This window comes from Streptomyces sp. NPDC058872 (assembly GCF_042743065.1).
Lineage (GTDB): Bacteria > Actinomycetota > Actinomycetes > Streptomycetales > Streptomycetaceae > Streptomyces.
Genome location: NZ_JBHYMK010000026.1, coordinates 52,668 through 71,017, shown reverse-complemented (window position 1 = coordinate 71,017; position 18,350 = coordinate 52,668). Strand labels below are relative to the sequence as shown.

At 71.2% G+C, this 18,350-nt stretch carries 15 protein-coding genes and 1 riboswitch; of the genes, 10 read left to right on the top strand and 5 right to left on the bottom strand.

What is annotated here, in order from left to right:
* Window positions 1-55 precede the first annotated feature (55 nt).
* Window positions 56-1,498, top strand: a complete 1,443-nt coding sequence (locus ACFW22_RS18665) for a GuaB1 family IMP dehydrogenase-related protein (RefSeq protein WP_386405440.1) — start codon at window positions 56-58, stop codon at window positions 1,496-1,498.
* Between the two features lie 97 nt (window positions 1,499-1,595).
* Here the strand turns inward: ACFW22_RS18665 and ACFW22_RS18660 are convergent, their stop codons facing one another.
* Entirely contained in the window at window positions 1,596-2,597 is a 1,002-nt protein-coding gene (locus ACFW22_RS18660) for a GDSL-type esterase/lipase family protein (RefSeq protein ID WP_386405437.1), read from the bottom strand.
* Window positions 2,598-2,953: 356 nt separating this feature from the next.
* Between ACFW22_RS18660 and ACFW22_RS18655 the strand changes: the two genes are divergently transcribed.
* The 4 genes from ACFW22_RS18655 to ACFW22_RS18640 all read left to right on the top strand — a co-directional run bounded on the left by ACFW22_RS18655 (window position 2,954) and on the right by ACFW22_RS18640 (window position 7,811).
* Window positions 2,954-4,429, top strand: coding sequence for an amino acid permease (locus ACFW22_RS18655; protein WP_386405434.1), 1,476 nt, complete (start codon window positions 2,954-2,956; stop codon window positions 4,427-4,429).
* A gap of 10 nt (window positions 4,430-4,439) precedes the next feature.
* Window positions 4,440-4,895, top strand: a complete 456-nt coding sequence (locus ACFW22_RS18650; protein WP_384887623.1) for an Lrp/AsnC family transcriptional regulator — start codon at window positions 4,440-4,442, stop codon at window positions 4,893-4,895.
* Window positions 4,896-5,240: 345 nt separating this feature from the next.
* A complete protein-coding gene (locus ACFW22_RS18645) occupies window positions 5,241-6,047 on the top strand; it encodes a carbon-nitrogen hydrolase family protein (protein WP_386405430.1) in 807 nt (268 codons plus the stop codon).
* A 51-nt stretch (window positions 6,048-6,098) separates the two neighbouring features.
* Window positions 6,099-7,811 carry a flavin monoamine oxidase family protein gene (locus ACFW22_RS18640; RefSeq protein ID WP_386405427.1) on the top strand — a complete coding sequence of 571 codons (1,713 nt, stop codon included), beginning with the start codon at window positions 6,099-6,101 and terminating at the stop codon, window positions 7,809-7,811.
* A 21-nt stretch (window positions 7,812-7,832) separates the two neighbouring features.
* On the opposite strand, the gene ACFW22_RS18635 is transcribed toward ACFW22_RS18640, so the two are convergent.
* The 3 genes from ACFW22_RS18635 to ACFW22_RS18625 form a co-directional block, all read right to left on the bottom strand.
* The gene (locus ACFW22_RS18635) at window positions 7,833-8,540 is read right to left on the bottom strand and encodes a DUF5995 family protein (protein ID WP_386405424.1); all 708 of its coding nucleotides are present in this window, start codon (window positions 8,538-8,540) and stop codon (window positions 7,833-7,835) included.
* A gap of 69 nt (window positions 8,541-8,609) precedes the next feature.
* On the bottom strand, window positions 8,610-8,813 hold the full coding sequence (locus tag ACFW22_RS18630; protein WP_386405421.1) for a hypothetical protein: 204 nt from the start codon (window positions 8,811-8,813) through the stop codon (window positions 8,610-8,612).
* Window positions 8,814-9,170: 357 nt separating this feature from the next.
* On the bottom strand, window positions 9,171-10,385 hold the full coding sequence (locus tag ACFW22_RS18625; RefSeq protein WP_386405418.1) for an MFS transporter: 1,215 nt from the start codon (window positions 10,383-10,385) through the stop codon (window positions 9,171-9,173).
* A gap of 107 nt (window positions 10,386-10,492) precedes the next feature.
* Between ACFW22_RS18625 and ACFW22_RS18620 the strand changes: the two genes are divergently transcribed.
* Window positions 10,493-11,617 carry an ROK family transcriptional regulator gene (locus ACFW22_RS18620; RefSeq protein WP_386405415.1) on the top strand — a complete coding sequence of 375 codons (1,125 nt, stop codon included), beginning with the start codon at window positions 10,493-10,495 and terminating at the stop codon, window positions 11,615-11,617.
* A gap of 191 nt (window positions 11,618-11,808) precedes the next feature.
* On the opposite strand, the gene ACFW22_RS18615 is transcribed toward ACFW22_RS18620, so the two are convergent.
* Window positions 11,809-14,181 (bottom strand): chitinase C-terminal domain-containing protein, encoded by a 2,373-nt coding sequence (locus tag ACFW22_RS18615; RefSeq protein WP_386405412.1) that lies wholly within the window; start codon window positions 14,179-14,181, stop codon window positions 11,809-11,811.
* 272 nt (window positions 14,182-14,453) lie between these two features.
* Window positions 14,454-14,583, top strand: a riboswitch (FMN riboswitch).
* A 173-nt stretch (window positions 14,584-14,756) separates the two neighbouring features.
* Between ACFW22_RS18615 and ribD the strand changes: the two genes are divergently transcribed.
* From ribD to ACFW22_RS18595, 4 genes are read left to right on the top strand one after another with little or no spacing between them, the layout of a single operon-like run.
* Window positions 14,757-15,830 (top strand): bifunctional diaminohydroxyphosphoribosylaminopyrimidine deaminase/5-amino-6-(5-phosphoribosylamino)uracil reductase RibD, encoded by a 1,074-nt coding sequence (gene ribD / locus ACFW22_RS18610; RefSeq protein ID WP_386405409.1) that lies wholly within the window; start codon window positions 14,757-14,759, stop codon window positions 15,828-15,830.
* Window positions 15,831-15,832: 2 nt separating this feature from the next.
* Window positions 15,833-16,441: a riboflavin synthase gene (locus ACFW22_RS18605; RefSeq protein ID WP_386405406.1), complete on the top strand. Its 609-nt coding sequence runs from the start codon at window positions 15,833-15,835 to the stop codon at window positions 16,439-16,441.
* A 56-nt stretch (window positions 16,442-16,497) separates the two neighbouring features.
* On the top strand, window positions 16,498-17,076 hold the full coding sequence (locus tag ACFW22_RS18600; RefSeq protein WP_386405514.1) for a nicotinamide riboside transporter PnuC: 579 nt from the start codon (window positions 16,498-16,500) through the stop codon (window positions 17,074-17,076).
* Window positions 17,073-18,350: a bifunctional 3,4-dihydroxy-2-butanone-4-phosphate synthase/GTP cyclohydrolase II gene (locus ACFW22_RS18595; protein ID WP_386405403.1), complete on the top strand. Its 1,278-nt coding sequence runs from the start codon at window positions 17,073-17,075 to the stop codon at window positions 18,348-18,350. The genes ACFW22_RS18600 and ACFW22_RS18595 overlap by 4 nt, the downstream gene beginning before the upstream one ends.

Genomic DNA, 18,350 nt, shown 5'->3' with positions numbered 1-18,350 from the left:
TTTTCCCCTGGCTGAAATGCCTAGGGGCCGATCCGAACGACTGGGATGTCAGCACGTGCGTTTCCTCAATGACGTCAAGCCGCCCTACGACCTGACGTACGACGATGTGTTCATGGTGCCGAGCCGCTCGGCCGTCGGTTCCCGCCAGGCGGTGGACCTCTCCTCGCCGGACGGAACCGGGACGACGATCCCGCTCGTCGTGGCCAACATGACCGCCATCGCCGGCCGTCGAATGGCCGAGACCGTCGCCCGCCGCGGCGGGCTGGTCGTCATCCCGCAGGACATCCCGATCGAGGTCGTCACCGACGTCATCGGATGGGTGAAGAGCCGTCACCACGTGCTCGACACCCCGATCGTCCTGGAGCCGCACCAGACCGTCGCCGACGCGCTGTCCCTGCTGCCCAAGCGCGCCCACGACGCCGGTGTCGTCGTCGACGAGAACCGCCGCCCGGTCGGCGTCGTCACCGATGCGGACCTCTCCGGCGTGGACCGCTTCACCCAGCTCTCCGAGGTCATGTCCAAGGACCTGCTGCTCCTGGACGCCGACATCGACCCGCGCGAGGCCTTCAACACCCTCGACGGGGCCAACCGTCGTTACGCCCCCGCGGTGGATGCCGAAGGCAAGCTGGTCGGCATCCTCACCCGCAAGGGCGCCCTGCGCGCGACCCTCTACAGCCCGGCCGTCGACAAGGACGGCAAGCTGCGGATCGCCGCCGCCGTCGGCATCAACGGCGACGTCGCCGGCAAGGCCAAGCAGCTGCTCGACGCGGGTGTCGACACCCTCGTCATCGACACGGCGCACGGCCACCAGGAGTCGATGATCAGCGCGATCCGCACGGTGCGGGGGCTCGACCCGCAGGTGCCGATCGTCGCGGGCAACATCGTCGCCGCCGAGGGCGTCAAGGACCTCATCGAAGCGGGCGCGGACATCATCAAGGTCGGTGTCGGCCCCGGCGCGATGTGCACCACCCGCATGATGACCGGCGTGGGGCGCCCGCAGTTCTCCGCCGTCCTGGAGTGCGCCGCCGAGGCGAAGAAGTACGGCAAGCACGTCTGGGCCGACGGTGGCGTCCGTCATCCGCGCGACGTCGCCATGGCGCTCGCCGCCGGTGCCTCCAACGTGATGATCGGCTCCTGGTTCGCCGGCACGTACGAGTCCCCGGGCGACCTCCAGCAGGACGCCAACGGCCGGCTCTACAAGGAGTCGTTCGGCATGGCTTCGGCCCGCGCCGTCAAGAACCGGACCTCGGAGGAGTCCGCGTACGACCGCGCCCGCAAGGCGCTGTTCGAGGAGGGCATCTCCACCTCGCGCATGTTCCTGGACCCGCAGCGTCCGGGCGTCGAGGACCTGATCGATTCGATCATCGCGGGCGTCCGTTCCTCCTGCACCTACGCCGGTGCCGCCTCGCTCGCCGAGTTCGAGGAGAAGTCCGTGGTCGGCATCCAGTCCGCCGCCGGCTACGCCGAGGGCAAGCCGCTCCACGCCAGCTGGAGCTAGTCCCGCGTGCGTCGTGGGCCCCGGGGAGGTTCCCTGGGCCCACGGCGTTTCCGTCCCGTTCCCTTCCCGCCGCCCTTCCCGCGCGGCATCCGCCGGGTCAGGCCTCGGCCGTGCCCGGGAGGCACGGGCCCAGGGCCTCCGCCACGGCCCGTGCGATCCGGGCATGTCCGGCGTCGTTCGGGTGCAGGCCGTCGGCCAGGTGTTCCGGGCCGAGCAGCGGGCGCCCCGGGAGGACCGACAACCGGCCGTCGCCCTCGGCCGCCAGGTCCCGACCGGCCCGCTCCATGGCCCTGCGTAGCTCCGTCAGGGTGGCGCCGAGGGCGTTGCGGGTGTGCTCGGCCTCCGGGCGCAGCACGGGGGAGACGATCAGCAGCGGGCTGTCGGGATGGCCCCGGCGGACGAGTCCGACGAAGGCGCGGACCGTTGCGTACAGCCAGTCGGCGGTGGCGGGCACCCGGGACCAGCAGTTGGTGCCGAAGGCGAGGGTGACGGCTTCGCCGGGGAGCCGCGCCAGCTGCTCGGCCAGCGGCAGCTCGCCCCTGGCCCCGCCCGCGTACCCCAGGTTGACCGGATCCAGGCCCAGCAGCCGCCCTGCCGTGGCCGGCCAGGAATGTGCCGGGCGGGTCGACCACCAGCCCTCGGTGATGGAATCGCCGTGGACGAGCCAGCGCGGCCGGGGCGGGGCGGGGGCTAGGTGCCCTCCGACGGCGCGCAGGGCGAGTGGCACCGGAGCCTGCCCCTCCGGCAGGTGCACGGTGAAGACGCCGCCGTGCGCGGGCAGCGGAAGGGTGACGACGGCCTCGGCGGCCGGAGCGGTGCAGGTCTCCCCGACGAACCGGTTGCCCTGCCAGAGGGCGAAGCAGTGCCGCAGTGCGCGCAGCGGGTCGTCCGCCGGGGGGACGGCCGCCCGGTAGCGCAGTTCCACCGCGCGCGTGCCGGGCGCGGCCCTGAATTCGATCCGCACGCCGATGGGCAGCGCGGCCCGCTCGGCGGTGTCCCACGGCAGCCGGGCGAGGTCTTCGGGATCGGCGCGCACGGGCCGGTCCCCGTCCAGCCAGGCCGTGCCGCGCAGATAGGGAGCCGGGTCGAGCCAGCCCACTGGTGCCTCCGATCGGAAGTCGTCGGGAAGGTGCGTCAGCAGCCCGCAGGATCGGTCATCGGGCGTGAGGAGTCCCTCTGCGTGACCGTGCCGGTTCACACCCCGATGTGCCGATTCATGCGGGTGAACGCAATGTTTACCCGCCTGCGCCCGAAGTGCGCAATGATCATGCGGGATTGCGCAACAACACTGCATTACGACTGCGAACCTCCGCCCCTTAGGCTCGTGCCCCGTACCAGGAGTGGCGGCGACCGCCTGCTCGGCGGTCCCCGTCCCCCGCGGGCTTGCTCCGGCATGCCCGCACACACCGCCGCGGTCGCCTCCTCAACCACAGGCAGCGATAAGGAGCCTCCGCAGTGCTGGATCAAGGCGCAGCCCCGCCGGTCGACGAAGCGACCACCTCGAAGACCTCCGCCCTTGGCGCGCTCATCCGTCGAAAGCCAGTGGAAGACCTGGTCAACGAGGGAGGGCAGGGTGAGGGCGGCAGCCTCCGTCGATCGCTCTCGATGTGGCAGCTGACGATGATCAGCATCGGTGCCACGCTCGGCACCGGCATCTTCGTGGTCCTCGGGGAGGCCGTCCCGAAGGCCGGTCCGGCCGTCACGATCGCCTTCGTCATCGCCGGTCTCACGGCCCTGTTCTCGGCGCTCTCGTACGCCGAGCTGGCCGGCACGATACCGGTCGCCGGCTCCTCCTACTCGTACGCGTACGCAACGATGGGTGAACTCGTCGCCTGGGTGTGCGGCTGGTGCCTGGTGCTGGAGTACGGCGTCTCCGTCGCGGCCGTGGCGGTCGGTTGGGGCGATTACCTGAACGAACTGCTCGACGGGACCCTCGGCTTCACGATCCCCGAGGTCCTCTCCTCGGCGCCCGGCGAGGGCGGCGTCATCGACCTGCCCGGCCTGATCGTCGTCCTGCTCGCGATGGTGTTCCTGCTCGGTGGCGCCCGCGAGTCCGCCGCGATCAACACGATCATGGTCGTGGTGAAGATCGCCGCTCTGGTGCTCTTCTGCGCCATCGGCTTCATGGGATTCAAGTCCGGCAACTACAAGGACTTCATGCCGCTCGGCACGGCCGGCGTCAGCGCCGCCGGCGCGAGTCTGTTCTTCTCGTACATCGGCTTCGACGCCGCCTCCACGGCCGGCGAGGAGGCGAAGGACCCCAAGCGCGACCTGCCCCGCGCGATCATGCTTTCGCTGCTCATCGTCACCGTGCTCTACGTCCTGGTCGCGGCCGTCGCGGTCGGGGCGTGGAACTGGAAGGAGTTCGAGGGCTCCGAGGCCACCCTCGCGGCGATCATGAACGACGTCACCGGCCAGACCTTCTGGGGCACCATGCTCGCCGCCGGCGCGGTCATCTCCATCGCCAGCGTCGTCCTCACCGTCCTCTACGGCCAGACCCGCATCCTCTTCGCGATGTCCCGCGACGGCCTGGTCCCCAGGGTCTTCGGCAAGGTCAGCGGCAAGACCGGCACCCCCCGCGTGAACACGGTCATCGTGTCGCTCTTCTGCGGCCTGCTCGCCTCCGTCGTCCCGCTGGGCAAGCTCGTCGACGCCACCAGCATCGGCACCCTCTTCGCCTTCGGCCTGGTCAACATCGCGGTCATCGTGCTCCGCGTCACCCGCCCCGACATGCCGCGCACCTTCAAGGTGGCGCTCGGTCCGGTCTTCCCGGTGCTCGGCTTCGTCTTCTGCGCCTACAACATGTTCAACCTCGACGCCTTCACCTGGGGGGTCTTCGGTTGCTGGATGGCCGCCGGGCTCGTGTTCTACTTCCTGTACGGCATGCGCCGCTCCCGTCTGGCCCCGGCAGAGCCCTCAGCAGAGAAGTGATCCACCCGTAGTGCGACTCAACGACCTCGACGAACGCATCGTCCACGCCCTCGCGGAGGACGCCCGACGCAGTTACGCCGACATCGGCTCGATGGTCGGACTCTCCGCGCCCGCGGTGAAGCGGCGCGTGGACCGGCTCCGGGCCGAGGGCGCCATCACCGGCTTCACCGTACGGGTGGACCCGGCGGCGCTCGGCTGGGAGACCGAGGGCTTCGTGGAGATCTACTGCCGCCACAACACCTCGCCCGACGACATCCGGCGGGGTCTGGAGCGCTACCCCGAGGTGGTGTCCGCGTCGACCGTCACCGGCGACGCGGACGCCGTCGTCCAGGTCTTCGCCTCGGACATGCGCCACTTCGAGCGCGTCCTGGAACGCATCGCGGGCGAGCCCTTCGTGGAGCGCACCAAGTCCGTCCTGGTGCTCTCGCCGCTCCTGCGGCGCTTCTCCTCGGGCTCGCCCGCCTGAGGAGGAGGACCGTCCCTCGCACTCGGGGCGCTGCGGGCCGTGCTTCCCGCAGCGCCCCGAGCCGTTGCGCGGTCCGCCCGGCCGTCCGGCCGCACCGCAGGGACGCCACCTCGAACATCGTCCGTCCCCTCGAACGCCGCCGGTCCCCTCCACGACCTCCTCGAACGGCACGCGGCGGGGATCCTTCCCCCGCTCCGAGCCGCACGCAACGAATCGACGCTCCGGCCGCGGATCGCGCAACGCTTCGACGGTCGGTCCGCAACGCTGCCGCCTTGTCCCGGCCGAGCACGAAACCGTACCGTTTTTTACGTCTTCTCCTTGTACTCCGAGCACCAAGGACCGCCCATGCCCGCGCTGCGCACCGCCCTGCTCCAGAGCTCCGGAGAGCTCGGTGACGTGGCCGCCAACCTCAAGGTCCTCGACGAGGCCGCCGCCCGGGCCGCAGCCGCCGGCGCCGGCCTGCTGCTCGCCCCCGAGCTGTTCCTCACCGGCTACGCCATCGGCGCCGACCTGGCGCGTCTGGCCGAACCGGCCGACGGGCCCTCCGCGCGCGCCGTCGCGGTGATCGCCGCACGTCACGGGCTGGCCATCGGCTACGGATATCCGGAGCGGGACGCCGATCAGCACGGCGTCCTGTACAACTCCGCACAGCTCATCGGTGCCGACGGAGCCCCCCTCGCGCAGTACCGCAAGACGCACCTCTTCGGTGACTTCGAGCTCGCCTGGTTCACCCCCGGTGACCGTGCCGTCGTCCAGGCGGAGCTCCACGGACTCACCGTCGGCATGATGATCTGCTACGACGTCGAGTTCCCCGAGAACGTCCGGGCGCACGCACTGGCCGGCACGGACCTCCTCCTCGTGCCGACCGCGCTCATGCACCCGGCCGAGATCGTGCCCCTGTCCGTGGTGCCGGTCCGCGCCTTCGAGAACCAGCTCTACATCGCGTACGCCAACAGGACCGGCCCCGAGGGCGACTTCGAGTTCGTCGGCCTCTCCACCCTGGCCGGCCCCGACGGCACCCCCCGGGCCCGCGCCGGACGGGGCGAGGACCTCGTCGTCGGCGAGGTCGACCCGGCCCTCCTCGCAGCCTCCCGCGAGGAGAACCCCTACCTCCGTGACCGGCGCCCCGGCCTCTACGGCCCCCTCGTCTGAGCCCCAGCCCCCGCCGCCCCACCCCCTTTCCGCGCAAGGAGTCCGTACCCCATGACGTCCACGGTGCCCACGACCGCCGTTCCGCACAGCGACGGCCAGCCGCCGATCACGATGTTCGGTCCGGACTTCCCCTACGCCTACGACGACTTCCTCGCCCACCCGGCCGGCCTCGGCCAGATACCGGCCACCGAGCACGGCACCGAGGTCGCCGTCATCGGCGGAGGCCTCTCCGGCATCATCGCCGCGTACGAGCTGATGAAGATGGGCCTCAAGCCCGTCGTCTACGAGGCCGACCAGATCGGCGGCCGGCTGCGCACCGTCGGTTTCGAGGGCACCGGTGCCGAAGGCCTGACCGCGGAGATGGGCGCCATGCGCTTCCCGCCCTCCTCCACCGCGCTCCAGCACTACATCGACCTCGTCGGTCTGGAGACCAGCCCCTTCCCGAACCCGCTCGCCGAGGCCACCCCGTCGACCGTCGTCGACCTCAAGGGCGAGTCGCACTACGCCGAGACCATCGCGGACCTGCCGCAGGTCTACCGCGACGTGGCGGACGCCTGGAACAAGTGCCTCGACGAGGGCGCCGACTTCTCCGACATGAACCAGGCCATGCGGGAGCGCGACGTCCCCCGCATCCGCGAGATCTGGTCCAAGCTCGTCGAGAAGCTCGACAACCAGACCTTCTACGGCTTCCTCTGCGAGTCCGAGGCCTTCAAGTCCTTCCGCCACCGCGAGATCTTCGGCCAGGTCGGCTTCGGCACCGGCGGCTGGGACACCGACTTCCCGAACTCCATCCTGGAGATCCTCCGCGTCGTCTACACCGAGGCCGACGACCACCACCGCGGCATCGTGGGCGGCTCCCAGCAGCTGCCGCTGCGCCTGTGGGAGCGCGAGCCGGAGAAGATCGTCCACTGGGCGCCGGGCACTTCCCTCAGCTCCCTGCACGAGGGCTCCCCGAAGCCGGCCGTGACCCGGCTGAACCGCACCGCCGGCAACCGGATCACGGTCACCGACGCCTCCGGCGACATCCGCACCTTCCCGGCGGCGATCTTCACCGCCCAGTCCTGGATGCTGCTGTCCAAGATCGCCTGCGATGACTCGCTCTTCCCGATCGACCACTGGACGGCGATCGAGCGCACCCACTACATGGAGTCCTCCAAGCTCTTCGTGCCCGTCGACCGGCCGTTCTGGCTGGACGAGGCCGTCGACGACGAGGGGAACCCGACGGGCCGCGACGTCATGTCGATGACGCTCACCGACCGGATGACCCGCGGCACCTACCTCCTGGACGACGGCCCGGACAAGCCGGCCGTCATCTGCCTCTCGTACACCTGGTGCGACGACAGCCTGAAGTGGCTGCCGCTCTCGGCGAACGAGCGGATGGAGGTCATGCTGAAGTCGCTCGGCGAGATCTACCCGAAGGTCGACATCCGGAAGCACATCATCGGCAACCCGGTCACGGTCTCCTGGGAGAACGAGCCCTACTTCATGGGGGCCTTCAAGGCGAACCTGCCCGGCCACTACCGCTACCAGCGCCGCCTGTTCACCCACTTCATGCAGGACCGGCTGCCCGAGGACAAGCGGGGCATCTTCCTCGCGGGCGACGACATCTCCTGGACGGCGGGCTGGGCCGAGGGAGCGGTGCAGACGGCGCTCAACGCGGTCTGGGGCGTGATGCACCACTTCGGCGGCGGCACCGACGCCACGAACCCGGGGCCGGGCGACGTGTACGAAGAGATCGCCCCGGTCGAGCTGCCGGAGGACTGAGCACCGGTGCCGACACCGGGGTCAGGGCCTGGCGAGGGGGGTCAGCAGCATCCGCCCCACCAGGCCCACCGACCGGTCGAGGCGCTCGGTGAACTCCCCCGCTAACTCGGGGAGGCCGCGCAGTTGCCACAGCGACCGCGCGGCCAGCCAGGCGCCGTCCCTGGCCCGGTCCAGGCTCCAGCAGCCGAGCAGGTGGGTGAGCGGGTCCGCGACCTCCAAGAGGTCCGGGCCCGGCATCAGTTCCTCCCGGATGCGCTCCTCCAGGAGGACGAGGACGTCGCCGACCCGGTCGAACTCGTCCTCCAGGTCGGCCGGTGCGCACTCCAGGGTCCGGCAGGTGTCGACCACCGCGAGCGCCAGGTCGTGTCCGATGTGCGCGTTGATCCCGGCGAGCGCGAACTGCAGCGGCCGTACGCCGGGGTGGCGCCGGTAGTGGAAGAGGGGTCGCCAACAGGCGGGGACGGGTCGACCGGTGGTGACGGCGTCGACGGCCGCGAGGTAGCGCTCGGCGAACCGCACGTCGAGGGTGGCGGCAGCCCGCCGATCGGTGAACGCGTCCGATGCGATCGCGTGACCGATCTCTTCGGTCACCGTCAGGTAGACCCGGTTGAAGACGGCGACGCCGTCCGAGGGATGCCACGCCGCGCGGAGCGCCCGCATCCGGTCCACCACGGGGTCGACCGCGACGAACTGCCCGAGTTCCTGCCCGATCCGCTGGGTCTGCACCATGGGGGCAGGCTTCCAGTCGCGGGGGCCGGGAGGGAACTCCTCCGGCCGGGCTTCCCCAGAACGGGCGAATCACTCGGCTCTTCGACGCGTCCTCGGGCCCCGTCCCACGGGCCCGTACCGGAAGTCCCACGGCGTTTCCCGGTCCTCGGGCCGGGCCGGGCCGAAGGCCCGCAGCACGTGGTGCCCGGTGATGACGACGACCGTGCGGAGTGCGGTGCCGTCCACGGTCGTGGAGCCGCCCGCGTCGAAGGCGACGGCCCCGGGACTCTTCATCGAGCCCGTGGGGAGGGGCGGCGCTCCGAGTGCTGAGGCGTGGCCTTCCCGGACGTTGAACCGGTCGATAGGTTCGCCTCCACGAGATCACCACGGGCGGACGTGCACCATGCGGCTCCTTCCTGGCGGCAGCCCCTTCCTCCGGCGGCTTCCGCCGAGCGCAGCATGCTGGTCGAAGAGGCCGCCGAGCGCATCCACCTCCAGGAAGTCGACCCGCTGCCGAGGAGGGACGTCGTCATCGACGACTCGGTGTTCGCGCGTCCCCGGCGGCTGACGGGGAAGCGGTGGTCTCGCCGGCGTGGGGGAGCGGGGGAGTGGTCGAACGGGCGGTGGGGCCAAGGCCGTCGTGAACCCGGTCTAGGCGACCGGGCCGGCACTCCGTACCGGGGCCGGCGCCGGGGGCGCCGTCTCGCGGCCCCCGGCCCTCAGCACGCCCGCGCCGCACACGAGTCCCAGGGTCAGCAGGGTGACCAGACCGAAGGAGACGACCAGGGAGGTGGCATCGGCGATGCCACCGATCGCCGAGGGGGCGATGAGCCCCGAGGTGTAGGTGATCGTGGCGACGCCCGCAATGGCCTGGCTGGGGTTCGGGCCGCTGCGCCCGGCCGCGGCGAAGGCCAGCGGGACGACGACCGCGATGCCGAGGCCGATCAGGCCGAAACCGGCCATGGCGACCGCCGCGTGCGGGGCGAAGACCACCAGGAGGCCGCCGAGGGTGGCGACGGCGCCCCCGACCCGTACGGTGCGGACCGCCCCGAAGCGGTCCACGACCCGGTCGCCGGCCAAGCGGGCCACTGACATCGTCAGGGCGAAGGCGGTGGTGGAAGCCGCTGCGGCCCCTGCCGAGCCGTCCAGTGCGTCCCGCAGGTAGACCGCCGACCAGTCGAGGCTGGCACCCTCCGCGAACACCCCGCAGAAACCGACGGCGCCGATGACCAGGGCGGATTTCGGCGGCAGCGAGAAGCGCGGCGGCGGTTCTTCCTCCGGGGCGCCGCGCACGTCGAGCACCCCCTGGCAGAAGACCAGGCCCAGCGCGGTGAGCGCGAGGGCCGCGACCAGGTGGTGGAGCCGGGCGTCGCCGCCGAGGTGGGCGGCGACCGTGCCGGCGGCGGAGCCGAGCAGGGCGCCCACGCTCCACATGCCGTGGAGGCTCGACATGATGGACCGGTCGAGCCGGATCTCGGTCTCCACGCCCAGCGCGTTCATCGCCACGTCGGACATGCCGGCGGTCGCCCCGTACACGAAGAGCGCGCCGCACAACCCCCAGATGTTCGGGGCGAGCGAGGGGAGCGTGAGGGAGAGCGTCCACAGGACGAGCAGGCCGCGCAGCGCCGTGCGACCGCCGAAGCGGTGGGAAACGGCTCCGGCGAGCGGCATGGCGAGGGAGGCGCCGAGTGCGGGGAAGGCGAGCGCGAGTCCGAGCTGTCCGGCGCTGACGCCCGCGTGCTCCTGGATCCAGGGAATCCGGGTCGCGAAGCTGCCGGTGACCGCACCGTGGACGCAGAAGACGGCGGCCACGGCGAGGCGCGCGCGTCGGAGGTGCTCGGTGCTGGTGACGGTCCGCGCCGCCATGGGCCCTCCCGGGGGTCGTGGTGTGTCGCGTAAACTATCAGGAACCTTGCCTGATAAATAGTTTTCGAGGGAAGCCCAGCCCTCCGCGAGTCTGAGAGGATCGCCGCATGGCCGCATCCCCGAGCACCGCACGGGCCATCAACGACCGGCTCGCCCTGCGACTGCTCCAGGACGAAGGCCCGTTGACGGCCGCTCAGCTCAAGACGCTCACCGGACTCTCCCGCCCGACCGTCGCCGACCTGGTCGAGCGCCTCCAGGAGTCCGGGTTGGTGCACGTCGTCGGCGAGGCCGGGGCCGAGCGCCGCGGCCCCAACGCCAAGCTGTACGGGATCGTCGCCGACCGCGCGCACCTCGCCGCCCTCGACGTCCGCACCCGTTCGGTTTCCGTCACCGTCGCCGATCTCCTCGGCGCCACGCTCGCCGAGGCCACCGTGCCGGTGGGCGACGAGGGCGGCACCGCACCCGCCGTCGAGAAGGCGGTGGAGCTCCTGGAGCGGACCGTGAAGGACGCGGGCGCCGACCGGCTGCACAGCGTGGTCATCGGCGCTCCCGGCCTCATCGACCCCACCACCGGTGAGCTGCGCGACTCCTCGGGGCTGCCCGCTTGGCACCGGCTGCTCGTCACCGTCCTGCAGGAGCGCCTCCCCGCCCGGGTCCTCGCCGAGAACGAGACCAACCTCGCCGCCGTGGCGGAGCTCCGCGAAGGCGCGGCCCGCGACCGCGAGGACTTCGTCCTGTTCTGGCTCGGTCAGGGCGTCGGTTCCGCCGTGGTCCTCGACGGGAAGCTCCGGCGGGGGGCCTCGGGCGGAGCCGGCGAGATCGGTTTCCTCCCCGTTCCCGGCACCTCGGGGCTGCCCTCGGCCACCGGCTGCGACGGTGGTTTCCACGAGCTCGCCTGTGTGGCGGCCGTCCGGGAGCTCGCCGCGACCCACGGGGTCGATCCGGTCGAGGCGCTCGCCGAGGGGCGCGGTCCCTTCATCGACGCCCTCGCCCACCGCCTCGCGGTCGGTGCGGCTGCGGTCGTGTCCGTCCTCGACCCCGGCTGCGTGGTCCTCGGAGGGGAGACGGGGCACCGGGGAGGACCGGAACTCGCCGCGCGGGTCGGGGCCGAGCTCGCGGCCCTCTCACCGCTGCGCACCGAAGTCCGCGCCACGGCCCTCGGGGACGCGGCGGTCCTCCGCGGAGCCCTGCTCCGGGCCCGGGACGCAGCGCAGGAACAGCTGTTCCCCTAGGGCGCGCTCCGTTTCGGGGCGCGGGCCTCCGTGCGCAGCGACGACGGTCGAGGGGCTCCTCACCGCCGGAGCGCCCGTGCGGCCCGTGCGCACGCGGACGCGCCGCGCCCCGGACAGGGGGGCGCGGCGCGAAGCGGGCCCGGCGGCGGCAAGGGCCGTGAAGTCCGCCGCCGGGGGTTGGGGAGGGGGCGTCAGCAGGCGCCGAGGTCCTTCCAGACGCCCCAGTCGCCGGTCGTGCCGGGCTCCTCGTTCTGGGTCCACCACTGGGCCTTCCAGGTGTGGCCGTTGTGGGAGACCTCGGTGCCGCCGGTGTAGATGGTGCCGGCCACGTACGCCGGTGCGGTGCAGCCCGTGGGGGGCTCGGTGGTCGGCGGGGTGGTGGGCGGCGTGGTGGTCGGCGGGGTCGTGGGCTCCGTCGTCGGCGGGGTGGTCGGCGGGGTGGTGGTGCCCGGCTCCACGACCGTCGTGCCGCGCGCCAGGTCACCGACGAGGGCGTACGCCGTGCCGTTGATGTTCACCGTCCAGTTGGAGGGGGTGGACACCGGCAGGTAGTAGTTGAACGCCAGGTCGATCGTTGCGCCCGGGGCCAGCGACTGCCAGGCCGGGAGCTTGAGCGACACGCGGTGGAAGTCGCCCTTCAGCCCGCCCACGTTGGAGCCGGTGTGGTCGCTGCTGATGACCTTGGTGCCGAAGCCGGACTGGTCCGAGGCGTTGCTCGGGGCCGAGGTGCCGTAGTCGAACTGGAACTCGGTGCCGCCGGGCAGCGTCGTCGCCGTGTTGTTGGTGATCTTGATCTTCGGCGTGATCGGGTAGTTCGAGTCGCCCAGCTTGAACTCGGTGAACTGGGTGTCGATCTTCACGGCCTGGGTCGGCAGCGTCGCGTTGGACTTCTTCGCGCCGTACGGGGCGGCCGCCTTGAACTTGTCGTACATCAGCGAGGTGAGCGTGGAGCCCATCTCGTACTGGCCCTTGGTCGCGTTCCAGGCGTAGTCACCGGCCATCTCCCAGACCATGGTGCCGCCGATGCCGCGGTCGACCACGTAGTCGGCCTTCGCGGCCACGGACTGCTCGTCCTCGGTGGAGAGGAAGACCTTCTTCTCGGCGTTCCACAGCCACGGCGCGACCAGGGTCGAGTCGTACTTGCGGGCGTAGGTGCCGGTCAGGGTGGTGCCGGCCGGGAAGCCGTACTGCGTGACGTAGTCGCCGACGATCCCCTTCTCCAGGTTCTTGGCGTGCCACATCGGGTTGGAGCCGGCGGGCGACTCGACGCCGTTGGTGTCCTTGTCGTGCCACAGGTTGTCGATGCCGATGGCGCCGTCGCCGCACTTGGTCAGGCCGGATCCGGCCGGGCAGGTGGTCGCGGAGGCCTTGCCCCACAGGCCGTCGGTGCCGCCCTGCACGTTCTTGTGGCCGCGGGTGTAGTAGGGCAGGCCGATGTTGATGCGGCCGGCCGGCATCGAGCCGCGGAAGTAGTGGTAGGCCCAGTCGGTGTTGAGGTAGCCGATGTTGCCGTACTGCTGGCTGCCGTAGACGTTGGCGGCGGCGAGTTCGGCGTCCTTCCCGTCGTCGAAGAGGGAGGCGTTGGGGCCGACGTACTCGTTCCAGGCGCCGTGCAGGTCGTAGGACATGATGTTGACGTAGTCCAGATACTTCTGCATCTGGAAGGTCTCCATGCCGCGCAGCAGGTAGCCGGAGGAGGGGGCGGCGACGGTCAGCAGGTAGTGCTTGCCGTCGGTGGCGCCCGCCGTGTCCAGCTTCTCGCGCAGGGACTTCATGAGCGCCGCGTAGCCCTGCACGAGACCGGCGCGGCGCGCGTTGGCGAGCTGCCAGTCGAGCGGGTTGCCCGCGTCCTTCATCGTGGTCGGGTACTCGTAGTCGATGTCGACGCCGTTGAAGCCGTACTTCCGGATGAAGTCGACGGCGGAGGTGGCGAAGGTGTCGATCCCGGCCTGGTTGACCGAACCGTCGGCGTTGGTGGCCATCGAGTAGAAGCCGCCGGAGGCGACCCGGTCGCCGTTGTCGGCGAAGTAGCCGCCCGTCTCCGCCCAGCCGCCGACCGAGATCAGCGTCTTCACGTTCGGGTGCTGCTTCTTGAACTTGTTGAGCAGGTTGAAGTGGCCCTTGTAGGAGAACCCGGGGTCCATCTCCGCACCGGCGACGCCGGGCCAGGTCATTCCGGTGGCCGCGTTGTCCGGGCCGTCCGTGCCCACGGACAGTTTGTTGTCGCTGCCGACGTGACCGAAGGCGTAGTTGATGTGGGTGATCTTGTCCCACGGGATGTCCTTGGCCAGGTACGCGGGCTCGCCGTTCTTGCCGGTGCGCCAACCCGTGAAGTAGCCGATGACCCGGCGCTGGTGGTCCGCGCCCATCTTCTCGCGGCCGTCGGCGTCGTAGACCGAGCAGTAGGGGACGTCGACGCCCGGGGTCTTGTACAGGCCGTCGGGGCGACAGGACTCGTTGTCGGCCGCGTACGAGACGCCACCGGAGAGCGAGCTGAGCAGCAGTCCGGCGACGGCGGCGCCGGACGCGAGCAGCGAGGCTCTCTTGGTCGTGGGGGACAGCACGATCGGTTCCTCCTGGGGCGGGGAGTCTCCCCACGCCCTCGGGCGCGGGGGTCGGACGAACGCAACGAACAGGGGGGTGGAGCGTGTTGGGCCCGAGGAGTGCACGCCGCCGGACCGGTACCTCGGAGGTGACACGGACATTAAAAGGACTAGACCAGTGCGTCAATAGGTCTGGACCATAGAAGAGTTCTCCGAGGGGCTGTGACCCAGCCCACAGGACCCCGCTCCTGTCGACCGTCGTCGGCCGTGGCACACTGGCCCTGTATCAGCAGCAGCGCACTCCGGGGTCGGTGTAATTCCGAACCGGCGGTATAGTCCGCGACCCGTCCGCAGCCAGCGGCCGGTTGACCAGGTGAAATTCCTGGACCGACGGTGAAAGTCCGGATGGGAGGCAGTGCGCGGCGGGTGGCCCCTTTCGAGGGTGCGCCGGCCGTACGTCCGCTGGTCGTCGATCCCTCGTTGATCGGCGTACCCGGAAACACGGCCATCGGCGCATCCTGCCCGAGGTGTCCTTCCCGCTCCTTGTCGTCATCGACAGGCCCCGGAGTCCGTGCCCGAAGAGGCAGGAGGACCCGGTGGCCCAACAGGCCGACACCACCGCCATGCGACGCGCCGTCGAGCTCGCCGCCCGCGGTCTCGGCGCCACCAGCCCCAACCCCGTCGTCGGGTGCGTCATCACCGACGCCTCGGGCCACCGGGTGGGCGAGGGACACCACCAGCGCGCCGGCGGCCCCCACGCCGAAGTCCACGCCCTGCGCGAGGCGGGCGCCCTGGCCCGCGGCGGCACCGCCTACGTCACCCTCGAACCCTGCAACCACACCGGTCGCACCGGCCCTTGCGCCCAGGCCCTCATCGAGGCCGGGATCAGCCGGGTGGTGTACGCGGTCGGTGACCCGAACCCGCAGGCCACGGGCGGCGCCGACACCCTCAGGGCTGCCGGGGTCGAGGTCTCCCAGGGGCTCCTCGCCGACGAGGCCGAGGCGGGCAACATCGCCTGGCTCACCTCCGTGCGCCGCGGCCGGCCCTTCGTCCGCTGGAAGTACGCCGCCACCCTCGACGGCCGGATCGCCGCCGCCGACGGCACCTCCCGCTGGATCACCTCCGCCGAGTCCCGTGCCGACGTCCACCGGCTGCGCGCCGAGGCCGACGCCGTCGTCGTGGGCTCCGGCACCGCCCGTACCGACGACCCCCACCTGGCGGTGCGGGGCATCGAGGGCGCCGTGCAACCGCTGCGGGTCGTCGTCGACACCGAGGCGACCGCCGTCAAGCCCGGGTCCCGGGTCCTGGACGGCGCCGCGCCCACCCTGATCGCGATCGCCGAGGACGCCGGGACCACCCTCACGGAGGTCGTACGGCTCCCCAGGGCCGAGCGCGGCCTCTCCGTTCCCGCCCTCCTGGACGCCCTGCACGCACGCGGCGTCCGCTCCGTCCTCCTCGAAGGCGGCCCCACCCTCGCGGGCGCCTTCCTCGCCGCGGACGCCGTCGACCAGGTCGTCGGCTACCTGGCCCCGGTCCTCCTCGGCGCGGGCCCCACCGCCCTCGCCGACGCCGGAATCACCACCATCACCGAGGCGTTGCGGCTCCACATCACCGAGACCGCACCCATCGGACCCGACATCCGCATCACCGCCACCCTCAAGGGAGCCTGACCGTGTTCACCGGAATCGTCGAAGAGCTGGGCGAGGTCGTCGCCGTCGAGCAGCTGGAGGACGCCTCCCGCTTCCGACTGCGCGGCCCCCTGGTCACGGAAGGCGCCCAGCACGGCGACTCCATCGCCGTCAACGGTGTCTGTCTCACGGTCGTCGAGTTCGGCGACGGCGAGTTCACCGCCGACGTCATGGCCGAAACGCTCAAGCGTTCCAGCCTCGGCGCCCTCGGCGTCGGCTCCCGGGTCAACCTGGAGCGCCCCATGGCCGTGGGCGGCCGGCTCGGAGGCCACATCGTCCAGGGCCACGTCGACGGCACCGGCACCGTCCTGGAGCGAACCCCTTCCGAGCACTGGGAGCTCGTCAAGGTCGGTCTCCCCGCCCACCTTTCCCGGTACGTCGTGGAGAAGGGCTCGATCACGGTCGACGGCGTCAGCCTCACCGTCGTCGAGGTCGCCGACGACTGGTTCACCATCAGCCTCATCCCGACCACCCTCGACCTGACCACGCTCGGCATCAAGCGGTCCGGCGACCCGGTCAACCTCGAAGTGGACGTCATCGCCAAGTACGTCGAGCGACTGCTCGGCACCGACGCCAAGGAGAACGAGAAGTGAGCTGGCTCAACTCCGAGGCGTTCACCGTCTTCGGCCAGTCCATTGTGTGGTCCGACATGATGGGCAACACCATCGGCCTGATCGCGCTCGCGCTCGGCTGGCGCCGTTCCCTCCTCACCTGGCCCGCCCAACTGCTCTCCGGCGTGATCCTCGTGGGCGCCTATGCCTCCGCGCACCTCTCCGGCGGCGTCGGCAAGCAGCTCCTCGTCATCGGCGTCGCCGCCTGGGGCTGGTGGCAGTGGAAGCGCGGCAAGCAGCAGGCCCAGGACGGCTCCATCGCCGTCCGCTTCGCCAGCTGGCAGGAGCGCGGACTGCTCCTCGGCGGTGCCGTCGCCGGAACCCTCGCCGTCGGGGGCCTCTTCACCCTCTTCCCGCAGCTCTCCTGGAGCCCCTGGGCCGACGCGTACATCTTCGTCGGCACGCTCGTCGCGATGGTCGCCCAGGCCCGGGGCCTCGTCGAGTTCTGGTTCGCCTGGCTCCTCGTCGACCTCGTCGGCGTCCCGCTCGCCTTCAGCAGCGGCCTCGCCTTCTCCGGAATGGTCTACGTCATCTACTTCGTCCTCGTCATCTGGGGCATGCGCGACTGGTGGCTCCGGACGCGCACGCCCTCCGCTCTGGAAGGAGCCACGGCATGAGCGCGCTTCCGATCTGGGACACCACCGACCTGGCCCTCGACCCCGTCGAACAGGCCATCCGTGACATCGCCGCGGGCCGCCCCGTCGTGGTCGTCGACGACGAGGACCGCGAGAACGAGGGCGACCTCGTCATCGCCGCCGAGAAGGCCACGCCCGAGATCATCGCCTTCATGATGAGCGAGTGCCGCGGCCTCATCTGCGCCCCGATGGAGGAGGACGAACTCGACCGCCTCCAGCTCCCGCAGATGGTCGAGCACAACACCGAGTCGATGCGCACGGCCTTCACCGTCTCCGTCGACGCGTCCTCCGCCCACGGCGTCACCACCGGCATCTCCGCCGCGGACCGCGCCACCACCCTGCGGATGCTCGCCTCGGGCCACCACGAGCCGTCCGACTTCGTCCGCCCCGGTCACGTCTTCCCCCTGCGCGCCAAGGCCGGCGGCGTCCTCGTCCGCAACGGACACACCGAGGCCGCCGTCGACCTCGCCCGTCTCGCGGGCCTCCGCCCGGCCGGCGCGATCGTCGAGATCGCCGGCGAGGACGGCGTCATGCTGCGCCTGCCCGAACTCGTGCCCTTCGCCCGCAAGCACGGCCTCACCATCATCTCGATCGAGGACCTGATCGCCTACCGGCGTTCCGCCGAACCGACCGTCCGCCGCGAGGCCGAGGTCCACCTCCCCACCGAACACGGCGAGTTCACCGCCTACGGCTACCGCTCCACGGTCGACGGCGTCGAGCACGTCGCCCTCGTCCACGGTGAGATCGGCGACGGCGAGGACGTCCTCGTCCGGGTCCACTCCGAGTGCCTGACCGGGGACATCTTCCACTCCCTGCGCTGCGACTGCGGGCCCCAGCTCCAGGCCTCCATGGACCGGATCACCGAGGCGGGGCGGGGCGTCGTCGTCTATCTGCGCGGCCACGAAGGCCGCGGCATCGGCCTGCTGTCCAAGCTGCGGGCGTACGAGCTCCAGGAGCGCGGGCGCGACACCCTGGACGCCAACCTGGAGCTCGGGCTGCCCGCCGACGCCCGCGACTACGCGGCCGGCGCACAGATCCTCGGCGACCTCGGCGTCCGCAGCCTGCGCCTGATGACCAACAACCCCGACAAGATCGGTGCACTGACCCGACACGGCCTCACGGTCGAGGGCCGGGAGCCCATGCCGGTCCAGGCCGGCGAGCACAACCTCCGCTACCTGCGCACCAAGCGGGACCGGATGGGGCACGACCTGCCCTGGCTGGACGGCTCCCCGGCCTCCACCTGCGGCAACCAGTAA

What these genes read in the sequence shown, in the direction of transcription:
- ACFW22_RS18645 (WP_386405430.1), top strand. Translation starts at nt 5,241, where the DNA reads ATGCCCGCGCTGCGCACCGCCCTGCTCCAGAGCTCCGGAGAGCTCGGT.
- ACFW22_RS18640 (WP_386405427.1), top strand. Translation starts at nt 6,099, where the DNA reads ATGACGTCCACGGTGCCCACGACCGCCGTTCCGCACAGCGACGGCCAG.
- ACFW22_RS18635 (WP_386405424.1), bottom strand. Translation starts at nt 8,540, where the DNA reads ATGGTGCAGACCCAGCGGATCGGGCAGGAACTCGGGCAGTTCGTCGCG.
- ACFW22_RS18630 (WP_386405421.1), bottom strand. Translation starts at nt 8,813, where the DNA reads ATGAAGAGTCCCGGGGCCGTCGCCTTCGACGCGGGCGGCTCCACGACC.
- ACFW22_RS18625 (WP_386405418.1), bottom strand. Translation starts at nt 10,385, where the DNA reads ATGGCGGCGCGGACCGTCACCAGCACCGAGCACCTCCGACGCGCGCGC.
- ACFW22_RS18620 (WP_386405415.1), top strand. Translation starts at nt 10,493, where the DNA reads ATGGCCGCATCCCCGAGCACCGCACGGGCCATCAACGACCGGCTCGCC.
- ACFW22_RS18600 (WP_386405514.1), top strand. Translation starts at nt 16,498, where the DNA reads ATGATGGGCAACACCATCGGCCTGATCGCGCTCGCGCTCGGCTGGCGC.
- ACFW22_RS18595 (WP_386405403.1), top strand. Translation starts at nt 17,073, where the DNA reads ATGAGCGCGCTTCCGATCTGGGACACCACCGACCTGGCCCTCGACCCC.